This window comes from Gemmatimonadota bacterium (genome assembly GCA_022560615.1).
Lineage (GTDB): Bacteria > Gemmatimonadota > Gemmatimonadetes > Longimicrobiales > Gaopeijiaceae > UBA1138.
Genome location: JADFSR010000043.1, coordinates 15,383 through 30,392 on the forward strand (window position 1 = coordinate 15,383; position 15,010 = coordinate 30,392).

12 protein-coding genes and 1 tRNA gene are annotated in these 15,010 nt (G+C 65.0%); 12 read left to right on the forward strand and 1 reads right to left on the reverse strand.

Translation table 11 applies throughout. From position 1 onward, the window contains the following. From IIB36_17345 to IIB36_17370, 6 genes are all read left to right on the forward strand, one after another. Positions 1-1,305 (forward strand): replication-associated recombination protein A, encoded by a 1,305-nt coding sequence (locus IIB36_17345; protein MCH7533504.1) that lies wholly within the window; start codon positions 1-3, stop codon positions 1,303-1,305. Positions 1,306-1,445: 140 nt separating this feature from the next. Next, entirely contained in the window at positions 1,446-2,732 is a 1,287-nt protein-coding gene (gene hflX, locus IIB36_17350; protein MCH7533505.1) for a GTPase HflX, read from the forward strand. Between the two features lie 22 nt (positions 2,733-2,754). Next, entirely contained in the window at positions 2,755-3,489 is a 735-nt protein-coding gene (locus IIB36_17355; GenBank protein MCH7533506.1) for a pyridoxine 5'-phosphate synthase, read from the forward strand. Next, the gene (locus IIB36_17360) at positions 3,486-4,493 is read left to right on the forward strand and encodes a flippase-like domain-containing protein (protein ID MCH7533507.1); all 1,008 of its coding nucleotides are present in this window, start codon (positions 3,486-3,488) and stop codon (positions 4,491-4,493) included. The genes IIB36_17355 and IIB36_17360 overlap by 4 nt, the downstream gene beginning before the upstream one ends. Further along, a complete protein-coding gene (locus IIB36_17365) occupies positions 4,490-5,377 on the forward strand; it encodes a 4-(cytidine 5'-diphospho)-2-C-methyl-D-erythritol kinase (GenBank protein MCH7533508.1) in 888 nt (295 codons plus the stop codon). The genes IIB36_17360 and IIB36_17365 overlap by 4 nt, the downstream gene beginning before the upstream one ends. A 50-nt stretch (positions 5,378-5,427) precedes the next feature. Further along, a tRNA-Gln gene (locus tag IIB36_17370) sits at positions 5,428-5,498 on the forward strand. Between the two features lie 98 nt (positions 5,499-5,596). On the opposite strand, the gene IIB36_17375 is transcribed toward IIB36_17370, so the two are convergent. Beyond that, positions 5,597-6,667 carry an RtcB family protein gene (locus IIB36_17375; protein ID MCH7533509.1) on the reverse strand — a complete coding sequence of 357 codons (1,071 nt, stop codon included), beginning with the start codon at positions 6,665-6,667 and terminating at the stop codon, positions 5,597-5,599. Between the two features lie 449 nt (positions 6,668-7,116). Between IIB36_17375 and IIB36_17380 the strand changes: the two genes are divergently transcribed. The 6 genes from IIB36_17380 to IIB36_17405 all read left to right on the forward strand — a co-directional run bounded on the left by IIB36_17380 (position 7,117) and on the right by IIB36_17405 (position 14,699). Beyond that, a complete protein-coding gene (locus IIB36_17380; GenBank protein ID MCH7533510.1) occupies positions 7,117-8,910 on the forward strand; it encodes a hypothetical protein in 1,794 nt (597 codons plus the stop codon). 99 nt (positions 8,911-9,009) lie between these two features. After that, positions 9,010-9,975, forward strand: coding sequence for a ribose-phosphate pyrophosphokinase (locus IIB36_17385; protein ID MCH7533511.1), 966 nt, complete (start codon positions 9,010-9,012; stop codon positions 9,973-9,975). Between the two features lie 50 nt (positions 9,976-10,025). Continuing rightward, positions 10,026-10,727, forward strand: coding sequence for a 50S ribosomal protein L25/general stress protein Ctc (locus IIB36_17390; GenBank protein ID MCH7533512.1), 702 nt, complete (start codon positions 10,026-10,028; stop codon positions 10,725-10,727). 12 nt (positions 10,728-10,739) lie between these two features. Continuing rightward, positions 10,740-11,312: an aminoacyl-tRNA hydrolase gene (locus tag IIB36_17395; protein MCH7533513.1), complete on the forward strand. Its 573-nt coding sequence runs from the start codon at positions 10,740-10,742 to the stop codon at positions 11,310-11,312. A gap of 37 nt (positions 11,313-11,349) precedes the next feature. Beyond that, the gene (locus IIB36_17400) at positions 11,350-13,476 is read left to right on the forward strand and encodes a sodium-translocating pyrophosphatase (GenBank protein MCH7533514.1); all 2,127 of its coding nucleotides are present in this window, start codon (positions 11,350-11,352) and stop codon (positions 13,474-13,476) included. 23 nt (positions 13,477-13,499) lie between these two features. Beyond that, positions 13,500-14,699: a M20/M25/M40 family metallo-hydrolase gene (locus tag IIB36_17405; GenBank protein MCH7533515.1), complete on the forward strand. Its 1,200-nt coding sequence runs from the start codon at positions 13,500-13,502 to the stop codon at positions 14,697-14,699. Positions 14,700-15,010: the final 311 nt, after the last annotated feature.

The window sequence follows — 15,010 nt, forward strand, 5'->3', positions numbered from 1 at the left end:
ATGAACGCGCCACTCGCCGCCCGCATGCGGCCGAGAACCCTGTCGGAGTTCAGGGGTCAGGAGCATCTGCTGGGGGAGGGTCGGGCGATCCGCGCGATGCTGGACCAGAGCTCGCCGAAGAGCATGATCCTCTGGGGACCGCCCGGTAGCGGAAAGACGACGCTCGCCCGCCTGATCGCCGCCGAGACCGAGGTCACCTTCGTACCGCTGAGCGCTGTGAGTGAGGGGATCGCCCGAGTGCGCGAGATCATCGAGGAGGCGAGCACTCGACTTCAGTCCACCGGCCGTCGAACGATCCTCTTTTGTGACGAGATCCACCGCTTCAACAAAGCGCAACAGGACGCTTTTCTGCCACATGTGGAAGCCGGCACCGTGATCCTGATCGGCGCGACCACCGAGAACCCTTCCTTCGAGATCATCCGACCCTTGCTCTCGCGGGCGCCGGTGTACGTTCTGGACCCGCTCTCGTCGGATGAGCTACGGGCGATCCTCGACGATGCAGTCACGTCTGAGGTGAGGGGGCTCGGCGACGCGGGCGTGCGTTTCGAGGACGACGCACTGGCTTTCATCGCGGAGGCCTCCGATGGGGACGCACGTCGGGCGCTGGGCGTCGCTGAGGCGGCGGCGCAATCTGTCGGCCAAGGCGGTACCGTCGATCTGGCGGCGGCCCGAGAAGCGCTTCAGCACCGCTTCGCCACCTATGACAAGAGTGGGGAGGAGCACTTCAACCTCGTCTCAGCGCTTCACAAGGCGGTCCGGGGAAGCGACCCGGATGGGGCTCTCTATTGGCTGGCCCGCATGATCGACGGTGGAGAAGATCCGCTCTACATCGCGCGGAGGTTGGTCCGCATGGCCTCGGAGGATGTCGGAATGGCGGATCCGGCGGCGCTCCAAGTCACCGTCGCGGCACGGGACGCCTTCCACTTCCTGGGGTCGCCGGAGGGCGAATTGGCGCTCGCCGAAGCCACGATCTACCTCGCGACTGCGCCGAAGTCGAACCGCGCGTACGAGGCGTGGTCGGCTGCCCTCGAGCGCGCGCGCGAAACCCCGGGCGAGAGAGTCCCGCTCCACATCCGCAACGCCCCGACGGGTCTGATGAAGGAGCTTGGGTACGGCGAGGGATACAGGTATGACCACGCGGAACAGGACGGGGTCGCCCCACAGACGTACTTGCCCGAGCGTCTCGCCGGGGAGGTGTTCTACACGCCGAGCCGATTCGGCTTCGAAAAGACCGTCGCGGAGCGACTCAAGTGGTGGGCGGAGCGGCGCGTCGAGTCCGGGGCGGAGGACGAAGGAGCTGGCTGACGATCGCGGCCGCTTCTAACCGCCGCACCAGTTGAGTATCCTTCTCATTCAGGTACCGAGACCGTGCTACGGATGTAACAATCGCGGATGAACGGGCGCAGGCGCGCGGAGGTAGCAGGATTCCGACTCAGCTCATCGACATGCGCACTCCGGTCGAGCGCGCGGTGCTCGTTGGCGCGCCGCAGGGCAAGCTCGAAGCGCGTCTCGTAGAGGAACACCTCGGGGAGTTGGCGCGTCTGACGGATACGGCGGGCGGCGAGGTGGTCGGCACCCTCACCCAGCGGATTTCCAAGCCAAATCCGCGCTTCTACGTGGGGAAGGGCAAAGCGGACGAGCTCAAATCGCTCGTTACCGAGAGAGAGGGCAATCTCGTGATCTTCGACGAGGAGCTCAGCCCCGCCCAGGGAAAGAACCTCGAGGAACTTCTGGACGTGCGCGTGATGGATCGCTCCGAGCTGATCCTGGACATCTTCGCGACGCGCGCACGATCGAAGGAGGCGCGCATGCAGGTCGAGCTCGCGCAACTCCAGTACCTTCTTCCGCGACTCCGCCGCATGTGGAGCCACCTCTCTCGCATCCGTGGTGGCATCGGCCTGCGGGGGCCCGGCGAGACCCAGCTCGAGACGGACCGCCGACTGATCGGAAAGCGGATCATCGACCTGAAGGGCAAGCTGCGCCAAGTGGCCAAGGCGCGGGAGATGCAGCGCAAGTCTCGCGAGGGCAGCTTCCGGGCCGCTCTGGTCGGCTACACCAACGCGGGCAAGTCGTCCTTGTTGAGCGCGCTCTCGGGCGCCGAACTGTTCATCGAGGATCGTCTCTTCGCGACGCTCGACTCGGCGACCCGGAAGGTCGAGTTGGGAGCGGGCCATGAGGCTCTACTCACAGACACGGTCGGGTTCATCCGAAAGCTTCCCCACCATCTAGTTGCGTCGTTCCGTTCGACGCTCGAGGAGGCGCGCGAGGGGGATGTACTACTGCACGTGATCGATGCTTCACACGCCGACTGGGAGGAGCAACGGCAGGTCGTGAACGACGTTCTCGCGGACCTCGATCTCACGACTAGCGACAAGATTCTGGTCTTCAACAAGGTCGACAGGATCACGCACGCGGAAGAGGAGGCGTTGCGTGCTCGGATCCGCGCGCTGGAGCCGACGCCCGCGGTGTTCGTCTCCGCCCACGACGACGCCACGCTGGGTGCCTTGAGGGAGACACTGGTCGCGCGCATTCGCGCTCGCCTGGAGGAGGTCGTGGTCCGCGTGCCCATCGAGGACGGAAAGACGATCGCGGCTATCTACCGCGAGGCCGAGATCCTCGACCGCGCGGATGAGAGCACGGGTGTGCTTCTCACAGCACGGATCCCGGCGCCACTCCTGGGCCGGCTCCGGAGCCGCAAGGGCGTGCAGGTGGATCCTGTGGCAGCATCGTGACAGCCCCCACCGACTGACAGAAATGCGTTTCTACCTCAACATCGATCACGTGGCCACGGTGCGGCAGGCGCGCGGCACCGACGAGCCCGATCCCGTCCGGGCAGCCGTGCTTGCGGAGTTGGCGGGAGTGGACGGAATCACGGTGCACCTCCGTGAGGACCGAAGGCACATCCAGGACCGCGACGTGCGGCTGCTCATGGCTACGGTGCGAACCGGCGTGAACTTGGAGCTCGCGGCCACCTCGGAGATCCTCGACCTCGCGTGTGAGTGGCGCCCGTTGCAGGCGACGCTCGTGCCCGAGAAGCGGGAGGAGCTCACGACCGAGGGGGGACTCGACCTGAGCAGTGGGAGTCAGCTCAAAGTCGTGGGTGACGCGCTCGCGCGCCTCGAAGGCGCGGGCATCCGTACGTCACTCTTCATCGATCCCACAGCTGAGGCGATCCAGGCTGCTCTGGAACTGGGGGCGGACGCGATCGAGCTGCACACCGGTGAATACGCGAACGCCCAGGGCGCCGATCGCATCCACGAGCTGGACCGGTTGGGTCGTGCGGCGTCGCTTGCGAGCAAGCTCGAACTGGCGGTACATGCCGGTCACGGGCTCACCTACGAGAACGTACATCCCGTCGCGGCCATACCGGAGATCGAAGAGCTGAACATCGGTCACAGCGTGATCGCGCGGGCGGTGCTCACCGGCATGGAGCGCTCCGTGAAGGACATGTCCAGGATCCTACGTCGGGCGCGGCGGCTGCGAGCGTGAAGCATTGGGGGAAAGCTCTCTTCGGGGTAGCGGTCACCGTCTTTCTGCTGTGGTGGGTCCTGCGCAACGAGAACCCCTCCGAGATCTGGACGAACATCGTGCAGGGCGACTTCGTCCTACTGTTCGCAGCGGTCAGCGTGGCGACCTTTGGCTTCTTCATCCGCGCACTCCGGTGGAAGGTTCTGCTCGCTCGCGTCAACCCTGATACCCGGCTTGGCTCGAGGTTCGCGGCGGTTTCCATAGGCTTCATGGGCAACAACGTTCTGCCTCTGAGGGCCGGGGAGTTCATGCGGCCATACGCCCTGAGCCGTCTTGAGCCGGTTACCGTCAGTGGCGCGTTCGGCTCGGTAGTCGTAGAGCGATTCCTCGACGGCATCGTGCTGCTGCTCTTCCTGGTCGTGCCCGTCGTCCTGCCCGGCTCCCCAGCTGCGGATGCGTTTTCGGGGGAGCGGGGTGGGCTGCTTCTGCGCGGCGGGCTGGTGACCGTCGCTTTGGTACTCTTCGCGCTTGTGTGCATGGCCGTGCTGCCACGGCAGTTCGTCAACTTCGTCGAGTGGTTCGCACGCTTCTTGCCGAAGAAGGTTTCTGTGCCGCTCGTGGAGTCGCTCGCTTCGTTCCTCGACTCCCTCGCCATCATGCGCGACCCGAGGCTGCTGGGGCTGGGGCTCGCATGGACGCTCTTCTTCTGGACTTGGCAAGCGTCGTCGTTCTGGCTGGGCATGCTGGCGTTCGGCATCGATACCGGCTTCGTGTCCGCCATATTCGTCACCGCAGCGGTCGGTTGGGGCGTCGCACTGCCGTCGGCGCCGGGGTTCTTCGGCACGTTTCACTATGCGGCCAGCTTCGCTCTGATCGCGGTCTACGGCGTGAGTGCCGACCAGTCCTTGGCCTTCGCGTTCGGGTACCACTTCGGTGGCTGGCTCCCGATCACACTGATCGGCTTCTACTATGCCTGGAAGATGGGGCTGTCGCTCGGCGAGGTGCGCACCGCCAAAGCCTCGTGAGACAGGCGGTCTCGGTACGTGCCCCGGCCAAGGTGAACCTTCTGCTCCGCGTACTCGGGCGCAGAACGGATGGTTATCACGAGCTCGAGGCGCTCTTTCAGGCGATTGACTTCACGGATGAGCTGACCGTTGAACTGGCTGGCGACTCGGTGCAGCTCGAGGTCGAGGGCGCCGACGCAGGGCCGGTGACGGACAACCTCGCGTTCCGGGCAGCGGAGGCGTATCGCCTCGCGGCTGACTTGCACTCCGGGGTCCGCATCCTTCTCACGAAGAAGATTCCGACCGGAGCAGGGCTGGGTGGGGGATCTTCCGACGCTGCCGCGGTTCTGCGAGCACTGAACCACCTCACCCATGGAGCGGTCGCCGCCGAGGCGCTGCTCGCGATCGGTGCGGACTTGGGTTCTGACGTCCCGTTTTTTCTGTGCGGTAGCGCCCTGGCCCTTGCTCGGGGTCGGGGCGACGACCTCACCGTCGTCCCGTCACTTCCGTCGACGGCGGTCGTGCTCGTCTGCCCGCCTGTACACGTCGCGACAGGGCCCGCTTATGCCGCCCTGGCAGAGCGTCGCACATCGACGGGCCCGCAGACACGCGCCCCTCAGCTCGAGCGCATGCCGTCGGACTGGGACACGGTCGATGAGATCGCTGCCAACGACTTCGAAGGGGTCGTCGCGGACGGACATCCAGAGGTGCGACGAGCTCTGGATGCTCTGCGAGACGCGGGTCTGCGGTTGGTCATGCTCTCGGGCAGCGGCGGCGCGTGCTTCGGGCTCGCAAGGGACGCCTCGGAGGCGTCGTCGACGGCGCAACGCCTCTCCGACGAGCTCGGGTGGAGGGTTCTGGCGACCCGCACGCTGAACGAAGTGCCTCAGGTCTCACCTCTGTGACCCGGCGGACCTTGAACCGGCCCCCCCGCCTTGGGTAGGATGTGCCACGCTGGCCCGTCGTCTAATGGCAGGACACCGGTCTTTGGCACCGGCGGTGATGGTTCGAATCCATCCGGGCCAATCGTAGGAGCCCTACAGCCGCAACGGCTTTCAGCACCGCCGGAATTCGCGGCCGGGTCACGTGTAGATTCGCGTGTAGATTGGGCGCCATTTGAGGGGTCAATCCCGGGTCCGTGATGGGGCCATGCAGACGATCAGCGGCGTCAGCGTGTGGAGGATCTCGATCCCTGGCTGGGCGTTGAGCACGTCGTCCAGCTTGCGGTAGACCTGGGGCGCTTCGTCGAGGTCCCCGCCGCGCAGCACGATGTTCTGGGTTGCCGCGTCCATGTCCTCTTGGCTCACCCGACCCGGTCGGATGCACCGCCCCTTCTTCCACTTGCCCTTTGCGGCCATCCGGCCCATGACCCGCCCAGCTCCGTGCACCGTCGACTGAAGCGTCAGGTCGCTCGCGTCGTCGGTGCCTCGTAGGATCACGGACTTGTCCCCCATACTGCCGCCGACGAAACCGCGTTGGCCTGGGAACGCCGGCGTGGCACCCTTCCGCACGACGACTAATCGCTCGTCTCCGTGCGTCTCCTCCCAGGCGTAATTGTGGTGATTGTGCACCATGTCGATCTCGATCCCGCCCAGAAGCGCTACGACGGTCCGCGTAACCCACTCCCGACCGGCGTAGGCGTAGTCGCCCGCGAGCTCCATGGCAGCCCAGTATTCTTGCCCGAGTTGCGTGTCGAGGTCGAGCAGCACCTCGGCGTTCATGTTGGGTCGGTCGGTCCAGCCGAGTCCTTGGGCGAGCGCCACGAAGGAGTGCGCCATCTGGAATCCGAGTGCCCTCGAGCCGAAGTGCACGCCGACCCAGACGTCGCCCTCCTCGTCAGAGAACACGTCGATGTAGTGGTTGCCGCCGCCGGTCGTGCCCAGTTGGTCGCGGCTCCGATCCACGAGGGCTTGCTGGTGCTTCGGGGGCACCACGCTCCACGCACCCGACTGGAATAGCGGGTCGCCGGTCGGGGCGAGGGGGCTAGTGTTCGTTCCTCCAACGCCGAGCGCGATCGTCGTGATAATCTCGTCGGCAATGTCGTCCAGGTCAGCGAGGTCTCCGACCTGGAGATCGGTCTTGATCGCGCAGTTCCCGCATGCGATGTCCACGCCCACGCCGATTGGGCTGACCTTGTTCCGGTACGCGGCCACGCCACCGATCGGCATTACGTAGCCCAAGTGGCCGTCTGCCATGAGCGCGACCCGTTCCGCGTTCTCGGCCACATCGTCGAGCTGGGCGAGCGTCTTCTCGTCGTGCTCTCCGAATATCGTCTTCACGTTCTCTCCGTCTCAGCGATTGATTCTGAAGGTGATTCCGTAGCCCCTGCCTCGTCCAGCAACCGATCGTTGCCGCCTGCCTCCTCCATCGATGTCGTCACGTCATCGCCCGACCCCTCCCACGTGTAGATTCACGTGTAGATTCGGGAGCGGATCTGGCGTTATTTGCGGGTGTGCATATATCGGGTGTGCATATATAAGGATGCGTCAGAAAGCCCGCGCCCTGTATGAGGCGGATGTGCCAGATATTGGGTTCCAGAACTTTAGCACCGGCGGTGGTGGTTCGAATCCATCCGGGCCAATCGTTCGATCCCTCCTGTGCGAGTATTTCGGCTCAGCTCATCCATTACAGGCCACTTGAACGCGTGATCGGTCGCAGCTTGGCCCTGCTGCTCGCACTCCTCCTGGTGCCAACCATTGGGGATGCCCAGGTCGTGTCCGGAGTCCCGGACACGGTGACTCTCGCCCCCGACTCATCCGACCTTCGGGGACGCGCGCGCAGCGCACAGGCCCAGTTCGAACGCCGTCGCCTTCAGCACCTCCCCATCACGAGCGTCTCGTTCACGGACGCGTGCGACGAGCGCATCGGGCGTTTCTGCTCCTGGTACGATGAAGGGGACTGGTACCCGCAGCCCGAGCCCCCGGAGGTCGAGGAGCTGCGACGGGCGTTGCTCACGGTTCTGGACTCCGTGCAGCGTCACCTCCCTGGCGACGGGTGGGTGCTCGGGCAGCGCGTCTGGTATCACTCGGAGGCGGGCCGATGGGAAGAAGCGTTACGCGTCGGCCAGGCGTGTGGTGCGGTGGAGCCATGGTGGTGTGCAGCGCTGCGGGGCTTCGCGCTGCACGGGCTCCAACGGTACCTGGAGGCGGAGACGGCCTTCGAGCGCTCACTTCTCTTGATGGATGCGGAGCGAGCCCAGGAGTGGCGGATTCCTCGCAGGGTGGTGGACCGGGATTCCCGTCGGATACTCGACGAATTGAAGCGAGCCCCCAGTGACTCCGTCGATGCGGTCCTGGACCGTCTGTGGATGCTCTCGGATCCTCTGTATCTCGTCGAGGGGAATGATCGCAAGACCGAGCACTACGCGCGCTGGACTGTCTCGACGCTCAGGGAGCGGGCTCGGAACCCGTTCCACGTCAGGTGGGGCAACGACCTCGAGCAGTTGACCGTGCGCTTCGGGTGGGAGATCGCGTGGCAACGATCTCTCGACCGCAGGAGCATCCTGACCGGGGACAACGTCATCGGCCGCAAGCACCCCGAGCGGAGGGACTACATGCCCTCCGGAGCGGCGCTCGCTTTCCCGGGGCGGGCGACGCACGAGGACCTGCTGGCGGACAAGCGGCGGCCTCGGAGCCTGTACGCGCCTGCGTACGCTCCACAGCTGCTTCCGATGGAAGGCCAGCTGGCGGTCTTTCCTAGGGGTGATCGCATGATCGTAGTGGGCACGCACTTCCTACCGGAGGACACCACGCTCCATGCCGGACACCGCCACGACGTGCCCTGGCTCGAGGCGGGCGAACAGGAGGACATGCGGGATCGTGGCGGACTCTTCCTCGTATCCGTGGAGGGGACACCACTCCGATCCAACCGCTCGCTTGGAAGCACCGACGGCGTGCTGTCCCTGGAGGCGCCGGTCGGTTCGTACGTGGTGGCGACGGAGGCGTGGAGTCCCTCTCGGCGACGTGCAGGTAGATACCGCGAAGGGATCGAGTATCGACGTGTCCCAGAAGACATTGCCGCCCTGTCCGATCTCTTGATGTTGAGGCCGACCCCAGATCCTCCGGAGCTGCTCGAGGCCGCGATACCGCTGGCGCTGCTCCGGACCGAGGTCCGGCGCGGCCAGACGTTCGCGATCGGCTGGGAAGTGTCCGGACTGGGATTCCGCCCCGAGACACTCGCTTTCGAGGTGACGGTGAACCGGGTCGATCGAAGCCTCTTCCGTCGGATCGGGGAGTTCTTGCGGGTGAGCGGCGGGCCTCAGAAGGTCTCGCTCGCATGGGAAGAGCCGGGCCCCGACCGGCCGAGTCCACTATTCCGTTACCTCGACCTCAATCTGGATCGCCTCGACCCGGGGGCCTACGAGGTGCAGATCACCCTCAGGACAGCGGGCAGATCCGAAGTCGTCAGCGGCCGCCGGTTCACGGTCCGAGAGAGATGAGAGCGGAAGATGACGCGTTGACCAGTTCGCGCGTCCTTTTTAGCTTGTCGGGCTCTCTAGATCGTGTCTCGTAGGATCGGACTTTAAGCCCCGGCACAGATGGACGACACGTACAGGCGGGGCCCCCTTCTCCTGCTCAGTGGCCGAGCCAATCCTTCGCTGTCCGCGGAGATCGGTGAAAGGATTGGGATGTCGCCCGATGGGGCGACGATCAAGCAGTTCGCGGACGGGGAGATATGGGTGCGAATCGACCACAACGTGCGTGGTCGGGACGTGTTCATCCTCCAGCCCACGTCGGCTCCGGCCGACAACATCATGGAGTTGTGCCTGCTGATCGACGCCGCGAAGCGGGCGTCGGCGGCGCGGGTCACGGCGGTGATCCCGTACTTCGGGTACGGTCGGCAGGACAGAAAGGATCAGCCGCGTGTGGCGATTGGGGCGAAGCTCGCGGCGAATCTGGTGGTTGCGGCAGGTGCGGATCGCGTGATCTCGATAGACTTCCACCAGCATCAGATTCAGGGGTTCTTCGACATCCCAGTGGATCACATGTATGCGGCTCCGGTCCTGACGAAATACTTCAGGAGCCTGGGTCTGCAGGACCTTGTCGTGGTATCGCCTGACGTAGGTGCGGCGAAGATGGCCCGGGGATACGCGAAACGGCTGGGCGCCGCGTTCGCGATCATCGACAAGCGGCGCCCCAAGCCGAACATGTCGGAAGTGATGAACGTGGTCGGTGAGGTGGAGGGCAAGACATGCCTCCTCGTCGACGATATGGTGGATACGGGGGGCTCCTTGTCCAACGCGATCCACGCCTTGAAGGACCAGGGCGCCGAGGTCGTGTATGCGGCCGCGACGCACGCGCTGCTCTCGGCTGGCGCCGCGCAATGTCTGCAGGAGGCGCCCGTGGAGGAGGTGATCGTGACGAACACCATCCACATAGCGGAGGAGAAGAGGTTTGAGAAGCTCAAGGTGCTCTCGGTAGCGGACCTCTTGGCGAAGGCGATCCACTACGTGCATTCGAACGAGTCGGTGAGTCAGCTCTTCGAGACTCCGCCTGACGACTGAGGGAAAGGGCCCCGGGAGAGCCCGGGGGCCGATAATCAGAGGGGAGACAAATGGCGAACACAGCGACCTTACCCGCCCAGAAACGGGAAGGCACCGGCAAGGGGGTTGCGCGTAAACTCCGCGCCGCAGGGCGAGTCCCGGCGGTTCTCTACGGCCGAGATCTCGAACCGGTTCATCTCTCGGTGGACGCAAGAGAGGCGGAACAGCTGTTCTACTCGATCAGCGTGGACAACACGATCTTGGACCTCGCGGTCGAGGGGGAGAAGGAGGCGTACCAGACGCTCATCCGAGAGATCCAGGTGCATCCCTTGAGGCAGTCGCTGATCCATGTCGACTTCCTCCGGATCCAGGAGGGTGTCACGGTGGACGTCAACGTGCCGGTGCACCTCGTGGGTATTCCGGAGGGCGTGAAGAACAGCGGCGGCGTGATGGAGCAGATCATCCACGATCTTCCGGTGCGTTGCATTCCGTCGAAGATCCCGCAGTCCATCGATATCGATGTGACGCACTTGGACCTCAACGAGTCCCTGCACATCTATGACATCGAGTTCGAGGAAGGCGTCGAGGTCACCATCGAGCAGAAGCGCACCATCTGCTCCGTGGCGATTCCGAAGGTGATCGAGGAGCCAGAAGAGGAAGAGGAAGAGGAGCTGCTCGAAGGCGAGGAACTCGAAGGCGAGGCTCTGGAGGACGGTGCACCGGTGGCCGAAGATTCGGACGAGGCCGGCGACTCACAACGAGGCGAGGGCTGATCCCTCGTTCTCTTGGCACACATGAAAGTCGTGATCGGGCTCGGGAATCCCGGGCCCGAGCACGATGCCACGCGGCACAACGTTGGATGGTGGGTCGCAGACCGACTCGCCTACGACTGGGGGTTCGACTTCTTCAAGCGTGAGGGTCGAGCCTTCGTCACGGAAGGGTCCGTGGGTGAGACGCCGGTGCGTCTCATGAAGCCCACGACATACATGAATCGAAGCGGGTTGTCGATACGGTCGCTCCGGACCCTCGAGTCGTTCGACGCCACCGAGGACCTCCTGATCATCGTCGACGACGCCGCGTTGCACGTGGGTCGCGTCCGCTTCCGCGCCGAGGGTGGGGCGGGTGGACACAACGGGCTCAAGTCCATCTCGGGTGCGCTGCAGTCCAACGACTACGCGCGACTCCGGATCGGCGTGGGGCTCAAGCCGGATGGTGCGGATCTTTCGGACTGGGTTCTCTCCGAGATGCCCGCGGAAGATGAAGACGTTGTGGTTGGCTTGTTGCCCGAGCTGACCGGAGCCGTAGAGGTGTGGATCAACGAGGGCAGTGAAGCGGCGATGAACCGCTTCAATCGATAGAAGGGACCTTCATGACGGCAACAGGAAGACTGAATCGATGACCGACTTTGTCGCATTGACCAACTACGCTTGGGTCCTAGGCGTTTTTGGCCTCGTGGTCGCGGCCATTACATACGGCTACGTGAAGAAGCAGCCGGCCGGGACCGAAGTCATGATCGACATCGGGGAGCAGATCCACGACGGCGCGATGACGTTCCTCCGACGCGAGTACACCGTGTTGGCGGGCTTCGTCGTCGTCGTGGCGATTCTGCTGTGGCTGGCGATCGGCACGACACCGGCCCTCGCGTACGTTTTCGGCGCTTTGACCTCGGTCTCAGCCGGTTTTGCGGGCATGAAGGCTGCCACTCGGGCCAATACGAGGACCGCGGCCGCGGCCAACACAGAGGGGCAGGGCAAGGCGCTACGCATCGCCTTCTTCGGCGGAGCCGTCATGGGTCTCGCGGTGGCGTCGCTCGGCCTACTCGGCCTCGGCGCGCTCTATGTCGTCTTCGGCGCGGACGCGGTGCCCGGAACCGGTGAGTTCTCGGACTTCGCCAAGATCGTCTCCGGCTTCGCGATGGGCGCGAGCTCGATCGCCCTCTTCGCGCGCGTCGGTGGCGGTATCTTCACGAAGGCGGCTGACGTCGGTGCCGACCTCGTCGGAAAGCTCGAAGCGGGCATCCCCGAGGACGATCCGCGAAACCCGGCCACGATCGCGGACAACGTCGGTGACAACGTCGGCGACGTGGCGGGTATGGGGGCGGATATCTTCGAGTCGTACGTCGGCTCGATCGTGGCGACGATCGCGATCGGTGCCACGGCGGCCGCCATGGTGGAGCACCGGGCTGCCGCGGTCGCGCTGCCGCTCGTCACGGTAATGGTCGGGCTCATCGCGTCGCTGGTGGGCATCGGGGCCATGAAGGTCCTCGAGAAGCGCGATCCCTCCTACGCTCTACACGGTACGACCTGGATCGCCGGCGCTCTGTTTCTCGGTGCGATGTACTTCGTCGTTCAGGCCATGGGCATCACGTACACGACGACGGCGGGGGTCACCTACGGCGTGACCGGTCCATGGATCGCGATCGTGGCCGGTACGATGGCAGGCATCCTCATCGGGATGGTGACGCAGTACTACACCGCAGCGGGTCCTGTACGGAGAATCGCGGAGGCGAGTCAGACGGGTGCGGCGACCAACCTTATAGCGGGTCTCGCCGTCGGCATGGAGTCTACTGTGGTTCCGGTCATCCTCATCTGTGTGGCGATCTGGACCTCGTTCGAGTTCGCCGGTCTGTACGGCATCGGCATCGCCGCGGTCGGTATGCTCGCGACCGTGGGCGTCACGATGACGGTCGACGCGTATGGGCCGATCGCCGACAACGCGGGCGGAATCAGTGAGATGAGCGGCCTGGGGCCGGAGACCCGTGAGATCACCGACTCGCTCGACGCGATCGGAAATACGACGGCCGCCATAGGAAAAGGCTTTGCGATCGGCTCCGCGGCGCTCACAGCGCTTGCGCTCTTCTCGGCCTACTCGGCCGCGGTGGGACTGCAGGAGACCGGCATCGACATCATCGATCCGATCGTGGTGATCGGCCTGTTCATCGGTGGCATGCTGCCGTTCTTCGTGGCCGCGCTCACGATGACCGCGGTGGGTCGTGCGGCTCAGGGGATGGTGGACGAGGTTCGCCGCCAGTTCAGAGAGATCCCGGGCATCATGGAAGGCACCGTGAAACCGGACTCGGCGCGCTGCATCGATATCTCGACGAAGGCGGCGCTGCGCGAGATGATCTTGCCCGGCCTCACCGCCGTGCTGGCGCCGGTCATCGTCGGATACTTCATGGGCGTCGAAGCGCTCGGAGGCATGCTCGCCGGCGCGATGGTGACCGGCGTGCTCCTGGCACTCTTCATGGCCAACTCCGGTGGTGCCTGGGACAATGCCAAGAAGTACATCGAGGCCGGTGCATACGGCGGCAAGGGCTCCGAGCCGCACATGGCGGCGGTCATCGGTGACACCGTCGGTGATCCGTTCAAGGACACTTCAGGCCCGTCTCTGAACATCCTCATCAAGCTCATGAGCGTGGTGTCATTGGTGCTCGCACCGTGGTTTGTGGCTCATTGGGGCATAGAGGTGGACGCTCAGTCCACATCGTGGCTCGTGGACGTGATCCAGGGGCTCTTCGGTTGAGCGTAGAAAACATCGGATAGACGATGTCCAAGGCCGCGAGTTTCGAGAACGCGCTGGCGTTCGCCGCTGATCTCATTGCCATCCCGGGTCTCTCGGGCCAGGAGGACGACGTCGCTCGGCGTTTGTTCCAGGAGATGGAGGCGCTCGGACTCGAGGACGTGCGAGTGGATGACGCCGGCAACGTGATCGGGGTCGCGCGAGGGCGTGGAAACGCCCCGGCCGCGATGCTCAACTGCCACCTCGACGTCGTGGCGGAGGGGGATCACTCGGAGTGGGAAGTGCCGCCGTTCAGCGGCGAGGTCCGTGACGGGTTTCTGCACGGTCGTGGTGCCATGGACATCAAGGGCCCGCTCGCTCTGCAGACGTATGCGGCAGCGTCGATGATCGGCGAGGCGCCAGGCGACGTGATCGTCGCGCACACGGTGTATGAGGAGCGCGGCGGCCTGGGCATGAAGCACCTGCTGGAGTCCGGAGAGGTGGAGCCGGGGGTGGTGATCATTGGCGAATCCACGCACGGAGACATCTGCATCGGCCACCGAGGTCGAGCCGAGCTCGAGGTCGTCCTGACGGGCGTGGCCGGCCATGCCAGCGCCCCTGAAAGGGCGGCAAACGCGCTCGACCTGCTGAGCGACGTGCTGCTAGCGGTCCGAGACCTGGCGGCAAGCCAAGAATCGGACGAGCTGCTGGGCACTTCGAGCTTGATCGCAACCATGGTAGATGTGCTGCCTCAGAGTCGAAACGTGATTCCCGATCAAGCGATCGTGGCGCTGGATTGGAGAATCCTTCCCGGCGACGACCACGAGTCGCTCGTGCGTCGCGTGCGCATGGCTGTCGAGGCGCGCATTCCGTCGGTCCCAGACGCACTCGGGTACGAGGTGCGCATGGCGAGGGAGCGTCAAGTCACCTACACGGGGATCGTCGCCGACCGAGACCTCTTCACACCTGGCTTCCTCATGGACCCGTCGCATCCGGTCGTGGGCGCGGCGGCCCGCGCCGTCGGCCGACTCGGGGATTCCAACGAGGCCGCCGAGGTGCGCCCGTGGACCTTCGCCACCGACGGTGGCTGGTCGTGCGGTGTGCACGGGATTCCGACGGTGGGCTTCGCGCCGGGTGAAGAGCGCTTCGCGCACACCAACCGCGAGCGCCTGGACGTCGAAGAGGCCCGCTGGGGGTACGCACGCTATCCGGGTCTGATCGCGGCCGTTCAGACGGCGCTGAACTAGGAGGCTGTTGAAGGAGTACAGCGGGCCGCCACCCGTGCTGTCGCACGGGTCCCCGGGTGCCACGGCCTCATAGGGCACCCGCGCTTTGCGCGGGTCGCGGAGCGGCGAAGGCATAGCCGTAGCTACGTCGAGGAGCTCCAACGACGGAGATGGGGCCGTGCCACCCCAACCCACACCCACGGACGATCATATCAGCCATGGTGTTGGGCACATGGCGACCAACGCTTCGCGTCGGTGCCCGCGCGGTTGATCCATCGTCTCTCCTCGTCGGACCACCGCCTTCGGCGGCGGTGCCCGCCCTGCTACGACTC

What these genes read in the sequence shown, in the direction of transcription:
- IIB36_17345 (MCH7533504.1), top strand. Translation starts at nt 1, where the DNA reads ATGAACGCGCCACTCGCCGCCCGCATGCGGCCGAGAACCCTGTCGGAG.
- hflX (MCH7533505.1), top strand. Translation starts at nt 1,446, where the DNA reads ATGCGCACTCCGGTCGAGCGCGCGGTGCTCGTTGGCGCGCCGCAGGGC.
- IIB36_17355 (MCH7533506.1), top strand. Translation starts at nt 2,755, where the DNA reads ATGCGTTTCTACCTCAACATCGATCACGTGGCCACGGTGCGGCAGGCG.
- IIB36_17375 (MCH7533509.1), bottom strand. Translation starts at nt 6,667, where the DNA reads ATGGCAGACGGCCACTTGGGCTACGTAATGCCGATCGGTGGCGTGGCC.
- IIB36_17385 (MCH7533511.1), top strand. Translation starts at nt 9,010, where the DNA reads ATGGACGACACGTACAGGCGGGGCCCCCTTCTCCTGCTCAGTGGCCGA.
- IIB36_17390 (MCH7533512.1), top strand. Translation starts at nt 10,026, where the DNA reads ATGGCGAACACAGCGACCTTACCCGCCCAGAAACGGGAAGGCACCGGC.
- IIB36_17400 (MCH7533514.1), top strand. Translation starts at nt 11,350, where the DNA reads ATGACCGACTTTGTCGCATTGACCAACTACGCTTGGGTCCTAGGCGTT.
- IIB36_17405 (MCH7533515.1), top strand. Translation starts at nt 13,500, where the DNA reads ATGTCCAAGGCCGCGAGTTTCGAGAACGCGCTGGCGTTCGCCGCTGAT.